Source organism: Pseudomonas sp. Leaf59 (assembly GCF_920984685.1).
In the GTDB taxonomy this organism is placed as follows: Bacteria; Pseudomonadota; Gammaproteobacteria; order Pseudomonadales; family Pseudomonadaceae; genus Aquipseudomonas.
On the sequence record NZ_CAKLBR010000008.1, the window covers coordinates 141,384 to 160,255 of the forward strand.

At 60.6% G+C, this 18,872-nt stretch carries 16 protein-coding genes, 1 other RNA gene and 1 pseudogene; 6 read left to right on the forward strand and 12 right to left on the reverse strand.

The genetic code is table 11. The features are described 5' to 3' along the window. Nucleotides 1–168: 168 nt before the first annotated feature. The 5 genes from LUB09_RS11430 to LUB09_RS11450 are packed head-to-tail and all read right to left on the reverse strand — an operon-like array spanning nt 169 to nt 6,361. The gene (locus LUB09_RS11430; RefSeq protein ID WP_231422609.1) at nt 169–1,908 is read right to left on the reverse strand and encodes an acetyl/propionyl/methylcrotonyl-CoA carboxylase subunit alpha; all 1,740 of its coding nucleotides are present in this window, start codon (nt 1,906–1,908) and stop codon (nt 169–171) included. Further along, nucleotides 1,905–3,524: a 5-oxoprolinase/urea amidolyase family protein gene (locus LUB09_RS11435; RefSeq protein ID WP_231422610.1), complete on the reverse strand. Its 1,620-nt coding sequence runs from the start codon at nt 3,522–3,524 to the stop codon at nt 1,905–1,907. Before LUB09_RS11435 ends, LUB09_RS11430 begins: the two co-directional genes overlap by 4 nt. A gap of 9 nt (nt 3,525–3,533) precedes the next feature. After that, the gene (locus LUB09_RS11440) at nt 3,534–4,340 is read right to left on the reverse strand and encodes a putative hydro-lyase (protein ID WP_231422611.1); all 807 of its coding nucleotides are present in this window, start codon (nt 4,338–4,340) and stop codon (nt 3,534–3,536) included. Then, nucleotides 4,337–5,107 (reverse strand): LamB/YcsF family protein, encoded by a 771-nt coding sequence (locus LUB09_RS11445; protein WP_231422612.1) that lies wholly within the window; start codon nt 5,105–5,107, stop codon nt 4,337–4,339. Before LUB09_RS11445 ends, LUB09_RS11440 begins: the two co-directional genes overlap by 4 nt. A gap of 21 nt (nt 5,108–5,128) precedes the next feature. Beyond that, nucleotides 5,129–6,361 (reverse strand): NRAMP family divalent metal transporter, encoded by a 1,233-nt coding sequence (locus tag LUB09_RS11450; RefSeq protein WP_231422613.1) that lies wholly within the window; start codon nt 6,359–6,361, stop codon nt 5,129–5,131. A gap of 255 nt (nt 6,362–6,616) precedes the next feature. Here LUB09_RS11450 and LUB09_RS11455 point away from each other — a divergent pair, with 255 nt between their 5' ends. After that, on the forward strand, nt 6,617–7,282 hold the full coding sequence (locus tag LUB09_RS11455; protein WP_209984954.1) for a GntR family transcriptional regulator: 666 nt from the start codon (nt 6,617–6,619) through the stop codon (nt 7,280–7,282). 3 nt (nt 7,283–7,285) lie between these two features. Here LUB09_RS11455 and LUB09_RS24055 read toward each other — a convergent pair. The 5 genes and pseudogenes from LUB09_RS24055 to smpB form a co-directional block, all read right to left on the reverse strand. Continuing rightward, nucleotides 7,286–7,449: pseudogene (locus LUB09_RS24055) on the reverse strand (integrase); the annotation flags it as partial. Nucleotides 7,450–7,622: 173 nt separating this feature from the next. Then, nucleotides 7,623–8,019: a transfer-messenger RNA gene (gene ssrA, locus LUB09_RS11460) on the reverse strand. A 94-nt stretch (nt 8,020–8,113) separates the two neighbouring features. Further along, nucleotides 8,114–8,395 carry a hypothetical protein gene (locus LUB09_RS11465; RefSeq protein ID WP_231422614.1) on the reverse strand — a complete coding sequence of 94 codons (282 nt, stop codon included), beginning with the start codon at nt 8,393–8,395 and terminating at the stop codon, nt 8,114–8,116. A 136-nt stretch (nt 8,396–8,531) separates the two neighbouring features. Then, on the reverse strand, nt 8,532–11,342 hold the full coding sequence (locus LUB09_RS11470; protein WP_231422615.1) for an FAD-binding and (Fe-S)-binding domain-containing protein: 2,811 nt from the start codon (nt 11,340–11,342) through the stop codon (nt 8,532–8,534). Between the two features lie 192 nt (nt 11,343–11,534). Continuing rightward, nucleotides 11,535–12,017: an SsrA-binding protein SmpB gene (gene smpB, locus LUB09_RS11475; RefSeq protein ID WP_003235073.1), complete on the reverse strand. Its 483-nt coding sequence runs from the start codon at nt 12,015–12,017 to the stop codon at nt 11,535–11,537. A gap of 167 nt (nt 12,018–12,184) precedes the next feature. Between smpB and LUB09_RS11480 the strand changes: the two genes are divergently transcribed. Together LUB09_RS11480 and LUB09_RS11485 are read left to right on the forward strand one after the other, a co-directional pair. Further along, complete coding sequence (locus LUB09_RS11480) at nt 12,185–12,619, forward strand: type II toxin-antitoxin system RatA family toxin (RefSeq protein ID WP_231422616.1); 435 nt, start codon at nt 12,185–12,187, stop codon at nt 12,617–12,619. Further along, nucleotides 12,612–12,914 (forward strand): RnfH family protein, encoded by a 303-nt coding sequence (locus LUB09_RS11485; RefSeq protein WP_231422617.1) that lies wholly within the window; start codon nt 12,612–12,614, stop codon nt 12,912–12,914. Before LUB09_RS11480 ends, LUB09_RS11485 begins: the two co-directional genes overlap by 8 nt. A 63-nt stretch (nt 12,915–12,977) precedes the next feature. Here the strand turns inward: LUB09_RS11485 and LUB09_RS11490 are convergent, their stop codons facing one another. Continuing rightward, complete coding sequence (locus tag LUB09_RS11490) at nt 12,978–13,508, reverse strand: outer membrane protein assembly factor BamE (protein WP_057008727.1); 531 nt, start codon at nt 13,506–13,508, stop codon at nt 12,978–12,980. A gap of 98 nt (nt 13,509–13,606) precedes the next feature. Between LUB09_RS11490 and fur the strand changes: the two genes are divergently transcribed. Next, nucleotides 13,607–14,011 (forward strand): ferric iron uptake transcriptional regulator, encoded by a 405-nt coding sequence (gene fur, locus LUB09_RS11495; protein WP_003194220.1) that lies wholly within the window; start codon nt 13,607–13,609, stop codon nt 14,009–14,011. Between the two features lie 88 nt (nt 14,012–14,099). Here fur and recN read toward each other — a convergent pair whose 3' ends face one another. Further along, nucleotides 14,100–15,773 (reverse strand): DNA repair protein RecN, encoded by a 1,674-nt coding sequence (gene recN / locus LUB09_RS11500; protein ID WP_231422618.1) that lies wholly within the window; start codon nt 15,771–15,773, stop codon nt 14,100–14,102. 254 nt (nt 15,774–16,027) lie between these two features. Here recN and grpE point away from each other — a divergent pair, with 254 nt between their 5' ends. Next, entirely contained in the window at nt 16,028–16,588 is a 561-nt protein-coding gene (gene grpE, locus LUB09_RS11505) for a nucleotide exchange factor GrpE (RefSeq protein WP_003235061.1), read from the forward strand. Nucleotides 16,589–16,690: 102 nt separating this feature from the next. After that, nucleotides 16,691–18,607 carry a molecular chaperone DnaK gene (dnaK, locus tag LUB09_RS11510; protein ID WP_231422619.1) on the forward strand — a complete coding sequence of 639 codons (1,917 nt, stop codon included), beginning with the start codon at nt 16,691–16,693 and terminating at the stop codon, nt 18,605–18,607. Nucleotides 18,608–18,872: the final 265 nt, after the last annotated feature.

Below are 18,872 nucleotides of genomic sequence, written 5' to 3' on the forward strand. Positions count from 1 at the left end.
CTCGGGGGAGCGGACATGGCAATCGGCAAGTATAGGGAGGTGTTTCTTAACAATTCGTGAACGAGCGTGCGGTTTTTGCTCGCGTCCTGCCTGCGGTTTTCTGCAGGCTGCACGCGGCAATCGAGCTAATCCCTCGTTGCGCGTGCAACCTGTGGCGAAGCGTTCAACTCAATTGGCTGTCTTGATACGCCCAATCACGCAGCCAGCCTCGAAATAAGCACCTGCCTGTTCGGCAATCTGAACATCGCCGGCACAGGGGGCGAGGATCGAGGTTTCCATTTTCATCGCCTCCACCACGGCGATCACTTGGCCGGCGCTGACCGAGTCGCCGTCGCCGACGACCCAGGCATGCAGGTTGCCCGCTACCGGCGTCAGCACCGCTTGTGGATCTGCGGCCTGGCTGGGGCTTGAGCTGGCGCTGGCGGGAGCCGGTCCGTTCAGGCTGATGCCGCGCAACAGGGCGGCGGGCAGGCCCAGTTCGTGGCGCTTGCCGTCGATTTCGACGAAGGTGCGCAGCACCTCGGGGTCGGCCGACAACGCGCTGCGTGGGGCGAGGGTGATCTGTTCGGCGAAGTCGGTCTCGATCCAGCGGGTGTGCACGGCAAATCGGTCGGCGCCGGTGAAGTCGGCATGCTCCATCACGGCCCGATGAAAGGGCAGCACCGAGGCGATGCCTTCGATGTTGAACTCTGCCAGGGCACGGCGGGCGCGGGCGATGGCCTGTTCGCGGGTGGCGCCGCTGACGATCAGCTTGGCCATCATCGAATCGAAGGTGCTGGGCACGCTCGAACCCGTGACCACGCCGCTGTCCAGGCGCACGCCGGGGCCGGAGGGTGGCTGGAACGCGCTGATGTGACCGGGGGTGGGCAAAAAGCCTTTGCCCGGGTCTTCGGCGTTGATGCGAAATTCAAAGCTGTGGCCGCGCGGCACTGGCGTTTCGCTGAACGACAACGGCAAACCGTCGGCGATACGCAGTTGCTCGATCACAAGGTCCACGCCGGTGGTTTCTTCGGTGACCGGGTGCTCGACTTGAAGACGCGTGTTGACCTCCAGAAACGACAGCGTGCCATCCTGGCTGAGCAGAAACTCCACCGTGCCGGCGCCGACGTAACCGGCCTTGGCGCAAATAGCGTGGGCCGACTGATGGATACGCTCGCGCTGGGCGTCGCTGATGAACGGCGCGGGGGCTTCTTCCACCAGCTTCTGGTTGCGGCGTTGCAGCGAGCAGTCACGCGTGCCGACCACCACGACCTTGCCATGTTTGTCGGCGATGACTTGCGCTTCGATATGCCGAGGACGGTCGAGGAACTGCTCGACGAAACACTCACCACGGCCGAACGCCGCTTCGGCTTCGCGCACGGCCGAGGCGAACAATTCGGCGACCTCGTCCAGGCGCCAGGCCACTTTCATGCCGCGCCCGCCACCGCCAAAGGCGGCCTTGATGGCAATCGGCAGGCCGTGCTGCTCGGCAAACGCCAGTACTTGGGCCGCGCTTTCGACCGGGCCTGGCGTACCGGCGACCAGCGGAGCGCCGACCTGCTGCGCCAGTTTGCGCGCCTCGACCTTGTCGCCCAGCACGTCGATGGTCTCGGGGTTGGGGCCAACCCACACCAGCCCGGCGTTGATCACCGCGCGGGCGAAGTCGGCACGCTCGGACAGAAAACCATAGCCTGGGTGCACGGCATCCGCGCCGCTGCGTTTGGCAATGGCCAGGAGTTTTTCGATATCCAGATAGGTGTCTGCCGGGCGCTGGCCGTTCAGGGCATAGGCTTCGTCGGCCTGGTGCACGTGCAGGGCGTCGATGTCGGCGTCGGCGTACACCGCCACCGATTGCACACCATAGTCACGGCAGGCGCGGGCGATGCGGACGGCGATTTCACCACGGTTGGCGATCAGTAATTTTTTCATGGGGTTTTCTTCGCATCGGCAGTTGAAAAAGAGGCATCTGTGCGCGGTTGGATTTCGCTGAATGCGCTCAGCGGGTTGAAGCGAATCTGCGCATTGATCGGTATCTGCCCGGCCAGGTCCAGGTGGTGACTGGCCACGGCGGCGATCACCGGGTAGCCGCCGGTCAGCGGGTGGTCGGCCAGGAACAGCACCGGTTGCCCACTGGCCGGGACCTGGATGGCGCCGACGGCGGTGCCTTCGCTGGGCAATTCCTGGTGATTGCTGCGTGTGAGCGGCATGTCTCCGGCCAGGCGAATGCCGACGCGGTTGGACTGCGAGGTGACGCGCCACAGCTGACTGCTCAGGCGCTGCACGGCGTCTTCGGTAAACCAGTCAGTGCGTGGCCCCATCACCACGTCGAGGGTGACGATGTGCGCTGCCGTCGGCAGCTCGAAGGCCGGCGCTTCCTGCAGCGATACGCTGGTGCCGGTGGTGCGTGGGGTAAAGCCCAGGCGGTCGCCGACGGCGAGCGCCGGGGGGCCGACCTGGGCCAGGGTGTCGGTGGACAGGCTGCCGAGCACCGGCGTGACGTCAAAGCCGCCACGCATCGCCAGGTAGCTGCGCAGCCCCGCCAACGGTGCGCCCAGGCTGACACGATCACCCATGGCCAGTTCGATGGGCTGGTAGTTGTCGGCCGTCCATTGCAGGCCGCTGGCGCTGGTAATGGTGATCGGCGTGCGCGCGCCAGTGACCGCGATCACCCCATGGCCGTGGCAAACGAAGCTCAGGCCGCCGAGTACCGATTCCACGCAGGCCATGTCCGAGCGATTGCCCACGGCGCGGTTGGCCGCGCGCAGGGCGCCGAGGTCCAGCGCGCCGGAGCGCGACACGCCCTGATCGGTCTGGCCGGGGCGGCCCATGTCCTGCAACACGCTGTGTAACCCGGGGCTGATGATTTCCAGGCAGGCGCCGCTTGGGGCGGCGGCACGCGCGGCGGCGCTGGTAGCGGGCAACCCGCCGGCCGGGAGCGGGCCGGCGTCGGTGAATCGCACTTTATAGCCAGGGCGCAGCAGGGCCGGTTCGGCGCGGTTCAGGTCCCACATCTGCAACGGCGTGACGCCGATGATCTGCCAGCCACCGGGGCTGGCCTGGGGGTAGACGCCACTGAAGTCTCCGGCCAGGGCCACGGCGCCCGCCGGTATGCGGGTGCGCGGGGTTTGCCGGCGCGGCACCTGGAAACCGGCGGCGCCGGTGAGGTAGGCAAAACCCGGTGCAAAGCCACAAAAGGCCACGCTGTAGTCATGGGCGGTGTGGCGCTGTATCACTTCGGTGCGGCTGATGCCCAGCAGGGTGGCGACTTCGTCGAGGTCTTCGCCGTTGTAGTGCACGGGGATTTCCACCCGGCGCAGCTCGCCTTCGCGGCGCTGGCTCAGGTCCCGGCCGGCGATACGCTCGACCAGCGCCTGGCGCGCGATGGCGCTGGGACGAAACTGGATCAGCAGCGTTCGCGCGGCGGGCACGATTTCTTCGACGCCGGCAATCGGCTCCGCCATCAGGGCGTCGAACAGGGCCAGGGTTTGGTCGAGGTCGTTCAATTCGACGAGCAGGGTGTCCAGGTTGACCGGTAGAAAGCGCACGGGAAACTCCTAGACGTGGTAAGTGCTGTCAGGCACATCGGTGATGAACATATGGCCGGGCGCGTGGGTGATGGCGAAGGGCACGCCCGACGCCGCCACCGCCGCCTGGGGCGTCACGCCGCAGGCCCAGAACACCGGCACCTCGCCAGGCTCGATGCGCACCGCGTCGCCAAAGTCGGGTTGGCTCAGGTCCTGGATGCCCAGCAGTGCAGGCTCGCCGATGTGCACCGGGGCGCCGTGGACGGCGGGATAGCGCGCGGAGATTGCGCTGGCCTCGGCCACCCGATCCGGTGGGATCGGGCGCATGGACACAACCATTTCACCGTGCAGGCGTCCCGCCGGGCGACAGGCGCGGTGGGTGCGGTACATCGGCACGTTGCAGCCATCGGCGATGTGCCGCACTTCGATGCCCGCTTCCTGCAGGGCGGTTTCAAAGGTGAAGCTGCAACCGATCAGGAACGCCACCATGTCGTCGTGCTCGGCCCAGGCCTGGGTGGCGTCGCTGACTTCGTCGACCATTTTTCCGTCCCGCCAGATGCGGTACAGCGGCAGGCCGGTGCGCAGGTCTGCGCCTTGCGCCAGCAGCGTGCTTGGACTGCCCGCGTCGCTGACGTCGAGGACCGGACAGGCTTTGGGATTGCGCTGGGCGTACAGCAGAAAGTCGTAGGCCCATTCGCGCGGCAGGGCGATCAGGTTGGCCTGGGTCATGCCCGGGGCAATCCCGGCCGTAGGGGTTATCAGCCCGTCACGGTAGGTTTGACGGGCTTGCCGGGCAGCGTCAATGGCCGCCTCGCGGGCGCGGGCGAAGGCATTCATGGGCGATCTCCCGCAAACGGCCGCACGGACAGGTTGGCCTGCTCCAGCACTCGGCGCAGTTCGCGCGCCATGTCCACCGCCGCGGGGCTATCGCCATGCACGCAGATGGAGTCGGCCTCGATGCGGGTGCGCGTGCCATCAATGGCTTCAATGGTGCCGTCTTCGACCAGGCGCAGCATGCGTTGCGCCACCTGTTTCGGATCGTGCAGCACCGCGCCCGGTTCACGTCGCGACACCAGCGTGCCTTGCGGCGTGTAGGCCCGGTCGGCGAAGGCTTCGGCGACACACTGCAAGCCCTCGTCGCGCGCCCATTGGATCAGCGTGGAACCGGCCAGGGCCACCAGTATCAGCGTGGGATCGATGGCGCGGATGGCGGCGATCACCGCCAGCGCCTGGCGACGGTCGTGGGCAATGGTGTTGTACAACGCGCCGTGGGGTTTTACGTAGCGCACCGACGTGCCCGCAGCCCTGGCCAAACCTTGAAGCGCACCGATCTGGTAGATCACGTCGGCGGTCAGTTCATCGCTGGCCAGGTCCATGTTGCGGCGACCGAAGCCGACCTTGTCCGGGTAGGCCACATGGGCGCCAATGGTGACGTTTTTGCCGGCGGCGGCTTGCAGGGTGCGCAGCATGCCGGCCGGGTCGCCGGCATGAAAACCGCAGGCGACGTTGGCGCTGGTCACCACATCGAGCATCGCGCTGTCGTCGCCCATGCTCCAGGCGCCGAAGCTCTCTCCCAGGTCGCTGTTAAGATCAATTGCACGCATCAAAAGTAACCTCCGGTTAAATCAGGCCGCGCCGATAAAGGCAAAGATGGCACCCGCCGACTTGTAGGCCATGAACCACGACAGCAGACAGGTGAGGATACCCAGCACCAGCAACCAGCGAGGATAGTGGTAGCCGTCCATGAGATCGGAGCGGCGCCAGCCCACGTACATGAAGATGCTCAGACCCAGCGGCAGGATCAGCCCGTTGAAGCCGCCGGCGAACACCAGCAGCGCCGCCGGTGGTTTGCCCAGCATCAGATAAACAGCCAGCGAAATGACAATGAACACGACGGTCGCCAGGTGACGCCCGCGCTCGGTGATGCGTTTTGAAAACACAGTGATAAAGGACATTGATGTGTACGAAGCGCCGATCACACTGCTGATCCCCGCCGCCCACAGCACTAGGCCGAACATCATCATGCCGATATTACCCGCCGCCGCATGGAACGCCTGGGCCGCAGGGTTGGCGCCTTGGCCCGACACGTCGATGACGACGCCACTGGCCACCACCCCGAGAATCGCCAGGAACAGCACATAACGCGCCACGCCCGTGACCAGAATGCCGGTCAGCGCGGCCCTGGAAACCGCTTCAATGTTTTCCACACCCACCGTGCCCCGGTCGAGCAGCCGGTGCGCGCCGGCATAGGTGATGTAGCCGCCGACCGTGCCACCGACGATGGTGGTGATGGCGGCGAAGTCGATGAAATCAGGCCACACCGATTGACGCAGGGCTTCGCCCAACGGCGGATGGGTGGCAAAGGCGGCGAACAGGATCAGGCACACCTTGAGAATGCCCAGCGCCATCATGATGCGGTCCATGGCAATGCCGGCGCGATGGGAGGAGAAAATCGCGATGGCAAGCAGCGCACTCAACGCCCCGCCCCATTTGGGGTCCAGGCCGGTCAACGCATTCAAGCCCAGGCCCGCACCGGCGATATTGCCCAGCATGAACACCAGGCCGCCGGACAGCACCAGCAATGTCAGCAGGTAGCCACTTCCGGGGATTGCCGCGTTGGCCAGGTCCGCTGCGCGCATCCGCGTCAGCGACACGATGCGCCAGACGTTCAACTGCACCACGAAGTCGATCAGGATCGAGGCCAGAATGCCGAACGCAAACGCCGCGCCGAGGGTCGCCGTGAACGTCGCCGTCTGCGTCAGAAAGCCCGGCCCGATGGCCGACGTCGCCATCATGAAAATCGCCGCCACCAGAGAGGCGCGCCGGTCTTTGGTGAACGCTTGAGGGGTCTGTGTCACGGCATCGTTCCTACGGTGAGAGTTACCTCGACTGAGCAATGTGTGTGCCAGAAGCCATGAATCGGCACCTAAGTGTTGGTTGATAAAGGGTTTATTGTTGAACAATCTGTTGTTGATGAGTGATTCATGTGCACTCAATTGTTACCCAAAGCCCGCAAGCTGCTACTTAATGAAGCACGCTCCCTGCGTCATCCTTGTGCCTTGCACCCAGCTCTGATGGAATAACCGCGCGGTTATTCCTACCTTGGATTTCTTATGAACGACGCACCTCCCACTCTTCCTCGCACGCTGGGAGAATCCATCACCCAGGAAATACGCAGAATGCTGGTCGAAGGCGAACTCGTGCCCGGCCAACGCCTGTCCGAAGCCGCACTGGCCGAGACTCTGGATATCTCGCGCAACACCCTGAGAGAAGCGTTCAGAGTGCTGACCCGCGAAGGCCTGCTCAAACACGAACCCAACCGCGGCGTCACCGTCGCAGCGCCCGACATGGCCTCGATCATCGACATCTACCGCGTGCGCCGCTTCATCGAATGCAAGGCCATCGCCCAAGGCTACCCCCAGCACCCCGGCGCCCTGCACATGCAGCAAGCCGTCGAAGCCGGCGCACGCGCACGCGAAGCCAAGGATTGGGTGGCAGTGGGCACGGCCAACATGGCGTTCCACACCGCCATCGTCGAACTCGCCGACAGCCCGCGCCTGCTAGTGTTTTATGGACAAATCTCGGCTGAGTTGCGGCTGGCGTTTGGCTTGCTTAATGATCCGCAGTTTTTGCACCTGCCGTTTCTGGACATGAATGCTTCGATACTTCGGTGTGTGGAGGAAGGGCGTGCGGGGGATGCGGTGGTGATGCTGGAGGGGTATTTGGTGCAGTCGGAGCGGACGGTGTTGGCGGCGTTTGAGCGCAGGGGGAGGGGGTAGGGGAGGTTGCGGGTATAAAAAAGACGTCTGGGGGACGTCTTTTTTTGAAGTGCCATTGACCCTAACGCGCAGCTGTAAACCGTCTCCATCGCTGAGGACGTAGTCCTTGTCTTCGGCTTTACCGCTTTGAGCTGGCGGTCAGAGAGGCGGGAGGCTTGGGCGCACATGAGGTATTCGATGACATCAATTGGTATTGCAAAAATTATCAATGAAAGGCTTGGAATACCACGTGGCGTGGATTGTGCCGGACGTCCATGGACGCTAATAGACCCTAAAGCCCCGTATTTACTGGATTTCAGGCACAAAAAAAGACGCCCTTGGACGTCTTTAGATGTTGAAGTGGTGGAGCCGGGGGGATTTGAACCCCCGTCCGCCAGTACTCCGCTGTCGGTACTACATGCGTAGCCGTTTCTATTAAGTTAACCCTCAGCGACCCGAAGGGCAGGGTGCTTTGGGCGAGTTGTGTAAGTTTTAGCCGCTTCGTCCACAACGTACTGCACGGCGATTCTGTTCTATATGACAATCACTTTGGGTTTACAGACATCCCCTGGTGATTGCTGGACCCGAAGGTACCAGAAGCTCAGGGCTAAGGCTGCTTACGCAGCGAGAGCGAATTCCTGGCCGTAGTTTTCGTCATTGGCAACTATAAGAAGTTGCAACAGTGGATTTACGAGTTCTGTTACCAACTCGGCATGCACCTAAAGTTTCGCGACCGGCGTCGAATCCTAAACGGCCCCGTGCTTGTAACTCGTTGTTTCTTAGTGAGTGACAAGCCTGTGCAGTGTACGTCAAATCGTCGCGGAAGGCCAACCCGAAGGTTGGCCCTCTCGCTTACTGACCGCCTTTGTCGCTGTTTTGCAGGTCCTGCAGGGCCTTGGAACTGATCTCGATGCACTTCTTGTCATCGCCCGCTGCATGAGCAGCCTTGGCCTGGGAGACGGCGGTGTCGATTTCGCCGCTTTTGCCGCTGGCGTCGGTGGCGAGCAGGGCTTTGCCGTTGTTGATTTTGTTGAGGTTGATCTGGCACAGGTCTTTGTCATTACCCGCGGCGAACACAGGGGACGCCAGCATCGCAGCGGTGACAAACAAGCCAGCAAGAGCGGAACGCTTCATGGGGTATCTCCTTGCGCAAAAGGGCTCGACGCTGCTGGCGTTGAACGGCGGCCAGCGACATCACTGATGAGCCTCGTTCGTCGAGGCCTATGCAGATGACTACGCCAGTGCGCAGGGGTTCTGTTTTTTTGCGGGTTTAATGTGTGCGTGCTTTTGTGACGCGGTCAACGAGGTACACCAACCCGTGGTAATCGATGCCGCCATGTTGGCTCAGGCCGATTTCGCAGGTGCGGCTGGTGGAAATGCCTTCACTGCAAGAGTGCACCGCCGTCTTGAGTGAGCGCAGGGCGTGGGCGTTGAGTTCCGGCGTGGTGAAGCCTTTGTCGCCGGCGAAACCGCAGCAGTGGATACCTTCCGGAATGACCACGGTGTTGGCGCAGTGTCGTGCAAGGTCGATCAGTGCCTGGCTTTCGCCCAGGTGTTGAGTGCTGCAGGTGACGTGTACAGCGATTGACGCTTGCTGAGGAGTGAAGTCGAGGCGGTCCATCAGGTGGGTGCGGATAAATCGTACGGGGTCGTAGAGGTCCAGGCGTGTTTCGCCCAGGTCTTGCACCAGGCGCAGTGTGCAGGGGCTGGTGTCGCAGTAGATCGGATCGAGGCCGCCACGGCTGGCCTGGAGCAGGGCGCCGATCAGTTCCTGGCGCTTGTGATCGGCCTGTTCGGCGTAGCCTTTTGAGGCGAAGGGTTGGCCACAGCACAGGCTGTCGAGGTTGTCGGGGATGACGACTTGGTAACCGGCTTTTTCCAACAGGCTGCGGGTTTTGTCGTACAGCGACATTTGCTCTTTATCTGCCGCCGCCGGCCCCATCGCGCGTGAGACGCAAGCGGCGAGGTAGACCACGCGCGGACGTCCGTCGGTGGCTGCGAGGCTGAAGCGAATGGTTTTTTCCGGTTGCGGCATGGCAGTGGTCCACTGCGGGATCTGCCCCTTGGACAGTCTGCTCATCTGCGCCGACAATTTTGCCAGGCGCGGGGCGCCCAATAGCATGCGCGCGCCGTTGGCGACATGCAGGGTGAATCGCATGCCTTGCAGCGCAGTGGCGAAATGGGTGGCGAGCCATTCGGCAGTTTTCCTGCGGTCGGCGTCTCGGCTGCGCAGCTTTTTCATCAGGTCACCGGTATTGATGCCTACAGGGCAGCGCTGGGCGCACAGCCCGGTGGCGGCGCAGGTATCGATGCCCTGGTACTGGTAGGCGGCTTCGAGTTCGGCGGTATCCACGCCCGCGCGTTTCCTGGCCTGGATGTCACGCCAGATCACGATGCGCTGGCGCGGGCTCAGGGTCAGGCCATTCGACGGGCACACCGGCTCGCAAAATCCGCACTCGATACACTTATCCACAAGCTCGTCGGCAGCCGGCAGGGGCTTGAAGTGCTTGAGATGGATTTGCGGGTCTTCGCTGAGCACTACGTCCGGGTTGAGAATGCCGTTGGGGTCGAGCAGGCGCTTGAGCTGCCACATCAGTTGATAGGCCTCGCTGCCCCATTCCAGTTCGACGAATGGCGCCATGTTGCGGCCGGTGCCGTGTTCGGCCTTCAACGAGCCGCCGAATTCCACGGCCACCAACTGCGCCACGTCATCCATGAACGCTTGATAGCGTGTGATTTCTTGCGCGCTGTTGAAGCCTTGGGTGAACACGAAGTGCAGATTGCCCTCCAGGGCGTGTCCGAACAGGATGGCTTCGTCGTAGTGATGTTTGTCGAACAGCGCGATCAGACGGTTTACGCCGATGGCCAGTTGCTCGACCGGGAAGGTCACGTCTTCGATGATGACGGTGGTGCCGGTCTTGCGCACCGCCCCGACGGCGGGGAAGGTGTCTTTGCGGATCGCCCACAGCCGGGCGTTTGCCACGGGGTCTTCAGTGAAGTCGACCTGCTTCTCCACCGCAAAGGAGGCCAGGGCCTTCATGATCAGCGCCAGTTGCTCACGGAGTAATGACGGCGACGCCGCGCGGGATTCAATCAATAGGGCGCAGGCTGTTTCCGATAGGTGCTGTACGAATTCGGGCATGCCTGGCTTGTTTTGCACGGAGCGCAGGCTGCGTCGGTCCAGCAGTTCCACGGCGGAAACTGGCTGGGTTTTCAGGGCGGTTACGGCGTTGCAGCAGGTCTCGACATTCGGGAATACGATCAGCGCCGAGGCTTTGTTCGGATGGTCGACCACCGTGTTGTAGGTCACGGCACTGATAAACCCCAGGGTGCCTTCGGAGCCCACCAGCAAGTGGCTGAGGATCTCCAGTGGGTCATCAAAATCCACCAGGGCGTTGAGTGACAGGCCGGTGGTGTTTTTCAGTCGGTATTTATGGCGGATGCGTGCGGCCAATTCGGCATTCGCCCGCGTCTGGCGACCGAGTGTCGCCAAGCGTTCAAGCAGCGCGCCGTGCCGATTGCGAAATACCGTGACGCTTGCCGCGTCTTCGGTGTCCAGGCGGCTGCCATCGGCCAACACCAAGCGGATGCCGGCGAGGGTGTGATAAGTGTTCTGCGCCGTACCGCAGCACATGCCGCTGGCGTTGTTGGCGACTATGCCGCCGATTTTGCAGGCATTGATTGACGCCGGATCCGGCCCGATCTTGCGCCCGAACGGGGCGAGCCAGGCATTGGCCTGGGCACCGATTACGCCTGGCTGCAGGCGGATTTGCAGGCCTTGCCCGCGAATCTCGCGGCCGTTCCAATTGTCGCCCAGGACGATCAGTACCGAATCGCTGATGGCCTGCCCGGACAGGCTGGTTCCCGCTGCGCGGAATGTCACGGGTACGCCATCGCGTTGCGCCCATTGCAGCAGCGCGACCACTTCGTCTTCCGACTCGACGCGGATCACCAGGTGTGGGATCAGTCGGTAAAAACTGGCATCGGTACCGAAGGCGAGCGTTGAAAGTGGATCGTCGAAACGCCGATCTTTCGGGATCAGTTGTGCGACATCGCTCAGGAAAGCAGTAGGCAGACTCATCGATCCTCCAGAAACAGCAGACGCCGGAGACGCTGTCCGGTGTCGATTCCTATCCTGTTACGCGCAGGTCATCAGCATACCGGTGAACCGGTAAGTGTGCGCTGGCGTTATCGGGAGCTGTATCGGGAGGAGGTCTGTGGGAGGCGAGGGCATGTAGCCACGGGAGGTTCCCGGGGCTACGCCGTGACAAGGTTAGTCTTCCTTGCCTTTGTTGCGTACGGCGCGATGCAGCTCGCGATTGGAATCGCGCTCACGTTCGGTGTCGCGCTTGTCGTATTCCTTTTTACCCTTGCCCAGCGCAATCTCGCACTTGACCAGGTGCTTGCTCCAGTACCAGGACAGGCAAATGCAGGCATAGCCTTTCTGTTGCACGGCAGCGGCGAGCTTTTCCAGTTCGCGGGCGTTGAGCAACAGCTTGCGTGTGCGTACCGGGTCGGCAATCACGTGGGTGCTCGCGGTGGTCAGCGGGGTAATATGACTGCCGAGCAGCCACGCCTCGCCATCCTTGAGCAGCACATAGCTGTCAACCAACTGCAGCTTGCTGGCGCGCAGACTTTTTACTTCCCAGCCGGCCAGGACCAGACCAGCCTCGAAACGGTGTTCGATGAAGTAATCGTGTCGCGCCTTTTTATTTTGCGCGATGGTCCCTGTAGGGTGTTTCTTTTGTTTAGCCATAGGGGCGGCATTATAGGGAGTTGCGAGCGTGTCGGCTACGGTCAAGCTGCGTGCTTGAGCGTGTTGAGCGAATCCCGGACAATGCGGGCAGTTCTTTGGTTTTTTTCTCTCGCGGATTGGGCTGTTTTTTTCGCGATGTTTGTCTCAGCAGTGGAAATAACGCTCACATGACGACGCATATTCAACGTTCGGCCCTGCTGCCTTATCCGGCGCAGGCGCTCTATGACCTGGTCAACGACGTGGCGCGTTACCCGGAATTTCTACCCTGGTGCTCGACCGCTGAAGTGCTGGAAGGCAGTGGCGAGTACATGGTTGCCAGTGTTGGCGTCGCCAAGGGCGGCCTTAGCCAGCACTTTGTCACGCGCAATATCCTGGTGCCTGGCAAATCCATCGAGATGAATCTGCAGGAAGGCCCTTTTACGCAGTTGCATGGCGTGTGGGTATTCAAGGCATTGACCGAGAAGGCCTGCAAGATCAGCCTGGATCTGTCCTTTGATTACGCCGGGCCGATTGTGCGGGCGACGTTGGGGCCGCTGTTCAATCAGGCAGCGAATACGTTGGTCGACGCCTTCTGTGAACGAGCCAAGCAACTGCATGGTTGAGATTGAAGTGGTGTATGCCACCGCCGAACGCCAGGTTTTATTGGCTGTAAGTGTGCCGGTCGGTACTCATCTGCGGGCAGCCGTGCAGGCGTCGGGAATGGCTGCGCAATTTCCTGAAGTGGAGCTTGCCGATTGCCCGTTGGGGATTTTTGGCAAGGTGGTGACGGATGCCGAGACTCGCCCTGTGCAGTCGGGTGACCGCATCGAGATTTATCGCCCGCTGCTGGCAGATCCCAAGGAAGTGCGCAGGCTGCGCGCGGCCAAGGCTGCGCTGGCCAGACAGAGAAACGACTAGGCTTGCCAATTGGCAGGCAACAAAAAGCCCGGCATGCCGGGCTTTTTATCGAGCGCCGCTAACTTACTGCGGGCTGGTGTCCAGAGGCTGTGGCGACGGGACTGGAACAGTTTCCACACCGTCGACGTCTTTCTGGATCTTGTCCAGCAAAGAGCCAGGCTTGGCCGGTACTTCGGACTTGGGCTGCTCACTTTGCTGCGCGGGAGCAGGCACAGGTGCAGTGCCGGTGTCCTTACCAAGCAGGGCTTCATCACGGCTTACGCCAGGCATGAAGTCACCGGAAAGGCTGACGAGCTGATCATTGCCATTGAAAATGACGCTAACGCGTTCCTGCTGGCGTTCACCGCCACCCGGTTGAAGGCTGTACAGATAATCCCAGCGATCGGCATGGAAAGTGTCGGTCAGCAGGGGGTTACCCATGATAAACCGTACTTGCCGTCGGGTCATTCCGGGGCGTAACTGGTCTATCATGTCCTGCGTGACGACATTGCCCTGCTGGATGTCGATTTTGTAAACCCCGGGGAATGAACAACCGGCGAGTGCGAGCAGTCCCACAAAGGTGAAACTGGTTAGCAAGAGCTTGGTGTTTTGCATCGGTGGGCGACTTCCACTATCTTGGCTGGGACAACGTAAACGCCGATCATACCCGTATTAAGAGAAGCTGCGAAGCAGCATCCGCGAGAAAGCTAACCATGGTTGAAAATAGCGAACTACGCAAAGCCGGTCTCAAAGTGACTCTGCCTCGAGTCAAGATTCTACAAATGCTCGATTCTGCTGAGCAGCGCCACATGAGTGCCGAGGATGTCTACAAGGCGCTGATGGAGTCTAACGAGGACGTAGGCCTGGCCACGGTTTACCGTGTGCTGACCCAGTTTGAAGCCGCAGGGCTGGTGGTTCGCCATAATTTCGACGGCGGTCATGCAGTGTTCGAACTGGCTGACGGTGGTCATCACGACCACATGGTTGACCTGGATACCAATGAGGTTATCGAGTTCACCAGTCCGGAAATCGAAGCCCTTCAGCACAAGATCGCTGAGGAGCATGGCTTCGATTTGGTTGACCACAATCTCGTGCTCTACATACGTAAGAAAAAGTAAAAGTCGTTGCAGATTCGCTCTGCAAAACGATAGAAGGCGACCCCAGGGTCGCCTTCGTGCTTTCTATAGGAGGGAGAAGAGACTCAACTCAAGCCTTGGCCGCTACCACCATTTTCTTCGCGTGAGCCAGAGACTCCTTGGTCAAGTCGATGCCGCCGAGCATTCGCGCCACTTCCTCCACGCGCTCGGACTTGTTCAGCTTGGACACGGCCGTATGGGTCGCATCACTGCCTCGGACCTTATGCACAAACAAATGCTGATGGCCCTGGGCTGCCACTTGCGGCAAGTGAGTCACGGTCAGCACCTGGCCGCGATCTCCAAGCCGACGCAACAACTGGCCGACAATTTCTGCAGTTGGGCCGCCAATCCCCACGTCTACTTCGTCGAACACCAGCGTCGGTACGCGTGACGTTTGTGCGGTGATGACCTGGATCGCCAGGCTGATGCGTGACAACTCACCACCGGACGCCACTTTTGCCAGAGCCTTGAGCGGTTGCCCAGGGTTGGCGCTGACCAGCAGTTCCACCTGTTCCAGGCCGTGAGGCTGCAGTTCGTTGTTGGCATTGGCGCGAAGCTCGATCATGAAGCGGCCGCCCGGCATGCCCAGTCGCTGGATCTCTTGTTCCACTGCACCGGCCAGGCGGGTGGATGCCTGCTGGCGAAGCTCGCTCAGCTCCCTGGCCTTTTCCTGATAATGCCGGGCGAACGAAGCGAGTTCATCGCCCAGCCGCTCTATGGATTCATCATTGGCGTTCAGTGTTTCGATTTCATCCATCAGTTTCTGCTGCATCGCAGCCACTTCACTGGGCTGGATGCGATGTTTGCGCGCCAGGGTATAGATAGTGTCCAGGCGTTCTTCGATTTGCTGCAGGCGTGCAGGGTCGGCATCGAAGTGGTCGAGGAAGCGGTTGAGTTCGCCCACGGCTTCCTCGACCTGGATCTGCGCACTGGTGAGCAGAGTAGTGGCTTCGCTCAGCGAGCCGGATGCGTTGTTTACGCTTGAAAGCCGATTGAGGCTGGCCGTGAGTGCATTCAGTACGTTACCCGAATCACTCTCGCTGCATTGCTCCACCACTTGGCGGCATATGCCCAGCAGGGTCTCGGCGTTCGTGAGGTTTTTGTGTTCCTGTTCCAGCTGTTCCAGTTCGCTTTCGCCAAGACTCAGGCTTTCCAGTTCTTCAAGTTGATAGCTGAGCAACTGGTGGCGAGCACGTTGCTCGTCGCCGGAGTTTGAGAGGCGCTCCAGCTCCTGGCGGGTCTGACGCCAGCGCTGGGCGGCCAGTTGGACCTGGCGCGCCAGTTCGGTGGCGCCTGCGTATTCGTCGAGCAGTCGGCGATGGGTGTCGGTTTTCAGCAGCGACTGATGTTCATGCTGACTGTGGATGTCGATCAGCAATTCGCCCAGGGCCTTCAAGTCGCCGAGGGGGCAGGGCGTGCCATTGATATAGCCGCGCGAACGCCCTTCGGCAGTGATGACCCTGCGCAGGATGCAGGGGCCTTCATGGTTCAGGTCGCGCTCGGCCAGCCAGGTTTCGGCCTCGGGGATGTCCGCCAGGTCGAAGGTAGCCAATATGTCGGCCTTGTCTGCACCGGGGCGCACCACGCCACTGTCGGCACGGTCGCCGAGTGTGAGGCCCAGGGCGTCGAGCATGATCGACTTGCCGGCGCCGGTTTCGCCTGTGATTACGCTCATCCCGCGATCCAGTTCGAGATCCAGATGTTCAACGATGGCGTAGTTATGTACGGACAGGTGCACGAGCATGACGGCCGCTCCCAGGCTTTAGGTCTGGTTATTTATACAGTGTTTTATTCAGGGCTGACAATCCTCACGCTTAGCTCGATTTGCTTGGTCAATCGTTTTTTTTAGCGCAATGCAGAATGAATACGCAGGAAGTGTGCGTGAGTACGCGAAAGACTTTTGGTAACGAACGCGCTCTTGAACCTGAAAATTGTGGCCCCATATACCGGAACAGAAGCGCGAGTTGAGTTCGCGCATGATTTTGAAAGGAGAAATCTATGGCTGACGAACAGACGCAGGATACGCAAGCGCCAGACGCCAATTCGGCTGTCGGCGATGAACTGGCGACTCGTGTGCAAGTGCTCGAAGAGCAATTGGTCGCCGCGCAGGACCAGTCTCTGCGTGTTGCCGCCGATCTGCAGAACGTCCGCCGCCGCGCCGAGCAGGATGTGGAAAAGGCACATAAATTCGCGCTGGAAAAATTCGCCAATGACCTGCTGCCGATCATCGACAGCCTGGAGCGTGGGCTCGAATTGTCCAACCCGGACGACGAAAACATCCGTCCGATGCGCGAAGGTATTGAGCTGACCCTGAAAATGTTCCAGGACACCCTGAAGCGTTATCAACTGGAGGCGATCGATCCGCAAGGTGGCGAGCCGTTCAACGCCGAACATCACCAAGCCATGGCCATGCAGGAAAGCCATGACCTGGAGCCTAACAGTGTGTTGAAGGTGTTCCAGAAGGGTTACCAACTTAACGGTCGCTTGCTGCGCCCGGCAATGGTGGTGGTCAGCAAGGCACCGGCACCGGCTGCACCTTCTATTGATGAGCAGGCTTGAAATCCGCCGCAAGGCCCCCATTTATAAGTCAAGCGTTTAAGTGCTACCGCAGTTAGCCACCACTGCTGCGGCATCCAAATTCAAGTTTCGGGAGAGTAAATCATGGGCAAAATTATCGGTATCGACCTGGGGACCACCAACTCCTGCGTCTCCGTGCTGGAAAACGGCGTAGCTAAAGTTATCGAAAACGCCGAAGGCGCGCGTACCACGCCGTCGATCATCGCTTACGCCAACGATGGCGAAATTCTGGTGGGTCAGTCGGCCAAGCGTCAGGCTGTGACCAACCCGCACAACACCCTGTACGCGGTGAAGCGTCTGATCGGTCGCAAGTTCGACGAAGAAGTCGTGCAGAAAGACATCAAGATGGTCCCGTACAAAATCGCCAAGGCTGACAACGGTGACGCCTGGGTTGAAGTGAACGGCCAGAAAATGTCGCCGCCGCAAATCTCGGCTGAAATCTTGAAAAAGATGAAGAAGACTGCCGAAGATTACCTGGGCGAAACAGTCACCGAAGCGGTGATCACCGTTCCGGCCTACTTCAACGACAGCCAGCGTCAGGCGACCAAAGACGCCGGCCGCATCGCGGGCCTGGACGTTAAACGTATCATCAACGAGCCCACCGCAGCCGCTCTGGCTTACGGTATGGACAAGGCCAAGGGCGATCACACCGTGATCGTTTATGACCTGGGTGGCGGTACCTTCGACGTCTCCGTGATCGAGATCGCGGAAGTGGACGGCGAGCACCAGTTCGAAGTGTTGGCCACCAACGGCGACACCTTCCTGGGTGGTGAAGACTTTGACATTCGTCTGATCGACTACCTCGTTGACGAATTCAAGAAAGAAAGCGGCATGAACCTCAAAGGTGACCCGCTGGCCATGCAGCGCCTGAAAGAGGCGGCCGAGAAGGCCAAGATCGAACTGTCTTCCTCGCAGTCGACCGATGTGAACCTGCCTTACATCACTGCAGACGCTACCGGTCCAAAGCACTTGAACGTGAAAATCTCGCGCTCCAAGCTCGAAGCTCTGGTTGAAGACCTGGTTCAACGCACCATCGAACCTTGCCGCATTGCGCTGAAAGATTCCGGCATCGATGTGGGCGCGATCAACGACGTCATCCTCGTCGGCGGTCAGACCCGTATGCCACTGGTGCAGAAGCTGGTGACCGAGTTCTTCGGCAAGGAAGCACGTAAAGACGTGAACCCGGACGAAGCTGTTGCCATGGGTGCTGCCATTCAGGGCGCGGTATTGGCAGGTGACGTTAAAGACGTGTTGCTGCTGGACGTCAGCCCGCTGACCCTGGGTATCGAAACAATGGGCGGCGTGATGACCGCGCTGATCGAGAAAAACACCACGATTCCTACCAAGAAATCCCAGGTGTTCTCGACTGCCGATGACAACCAGGGCGCCGTGACCATTCACGTGCTGCAAGGTGAGCGTAAGCAGGCTGCGCAGAACAAGTCCCTGGGCAAGTTCGACCTGGCCGAGATTCCACCAGCACCACGCGGCGTGCCGCAAATCGAAGTGACCTTTGACATCGACGCCAACGGCATCCTGCACGTCGGCGCGAAAGACAAGGCCACCGGTAAAGAGCAGAAGATCACCATCAAGGCCAACTCCGGTCTGTCTGATGAAGAAATTCAACAGATGATTCGTGATGCTGAAACCAACGCTGAAGCGGACAAGAAGTTCGAAGAACTGGCCGGTGCCCGTAACCAGGGTGACGCGCTGGTTCACTCGACTCGCAAGATGATCGCTGACGCTGGCGACAAAGTGACCGCTGAGGAGAAGGCCGCGATCGAAGCTGCCGTGGTTGCCCTGGAAGCTGCCGTTAAAGGTGACGACAAGGCTGCCATCGAAGCGAAGGTCGAGGAACTGTCGAAAGTCTCCGCGCCGGTTGCTCAGAAAATGTACGCCGAACAAGGTCAGCCGGCCGAGGGTGCTGCGCAGCACGCAGAGCCTGAAGCCAAGCACGATGACGTGGTTGATGCCGAGTTCGAAGAAGTCAAAGACCAGAAGTAACAGGTCGTCCGGTTGACCGCTTTCCAGCGGTGACTGGTAGGATGTCGCCGCGCGGGAGCTTGCTCCCGCGTTGGCGTGTCTGGGGTATGCGAATTTTTACAGCATGCGACAGCGTTCGGATGCTGGCGGTGTGACCGGGAATGCTCCTGCTTTCCGAGCAATAAATACCGCGCTTTTGGCCGGCTGCCTGGCTAAAAAGCAGTAATGACCAGGATCGTTGAATTGACGTGAGTTGGGTCCGGGCCTGTATTGGGGCTCAACGAGT

Bases quoted from the DNA above. Each gene is read 5' to 3' on its own strand.
- LUB09_RS11430 (WP_231422609.1), bottom strand. From the start codon at position 1,908: ATGAAAAAATTACTGATCGCCAACCGTGGTGAAATCGCCGTCCGCATC.
- LUB09_RS11440 (WP_231422611.1), bottom strand. From the start codon at position 4,340: ATGAATGCCTTCGCCCGCGCCCGCGAGGCGGCCATTGACGCTGCCCGG.
- LUB09_RS11445 (WP_231422612.1), bottom strand. From the start codon at position 5,107: ATGCGTGCAATTGATCTTAACAGCGACCTGGGAGAGAGCTTCGGCGCC.
- LUB09_RS11455 (WP_209984954.1), top strand. From the start codon at position 6,617: ATGAACGACGCACCTCCCACTCTTCCTCGCACGCTGGGAGAATCCATC.
- LUB09_RS11465 (WP_231422614.1), bottom strand. From the start codon at position 8,395: ATGAAGCGTTCCGCTCTTGCTGGCTTGTTTGTCACCGCTGCGATGCTG.
- LUB09_RS11470 (WP_231422615.1), bottom strand. From the start codon at position 11,342: ATGAGTCTGCCTACTGCTTTCCTGAGCGATGTCGCACAACTGATCCCG.
- smpB (WP_003235073.1), bottom strand. From the start codon at position 12,017: ATGGCTAAACAAAAGAAACACCCTACAGGGACCATCGCGCAAAATAAA.
- LUB09_RS11480 (WP_231422616.1), top strand. From the start codon at position 12,185: ATGACGACGCATATTCAACGTTCGGCCCTGCTGCCTTATCCGGCGCAG.
- LUB09_RS11485 (WP_231422617.1), top strand. From the start codon at position 12,612: ATGGTTGAGATTGAAGTGGTGTATGCCACCGCCGAACGCCAGGTTTTA.
- LUB09_RS11490 (WP_057008727.1), bottom strand. From the start codon at position 13,508: ATGCAAAACACCAAGCTCTTGCTAACCAGTTTCACCTTTGTGGGACTG.
- fur (WP_003194220.1), top strand. From the start codon at position 13,607: ATGGTTGAAAATAGCGAACTACGCAAAGCCGGTCTCAAAGTGACTCTG.
- recN (WP_231422618.1), bottom strand. From the start codon at position 15,773: ATGCTCGTGCACCTGTCCGTACATAACTACGCCATCGTTGAACATCTG.
- grpE (WP_003235061.1), top strand. From the start codon at position 16,028: ATGGCTGACGAACAGACGCAGGATACGCAAGCGCCAGACGCCAATTCG.
- dnaK (WP_231422619.1), top strand. From the start codon at position 16,691: ATGGGCAAAATTATCGGTATCGACCTGGGGACCACCAACTCCTGCGTC.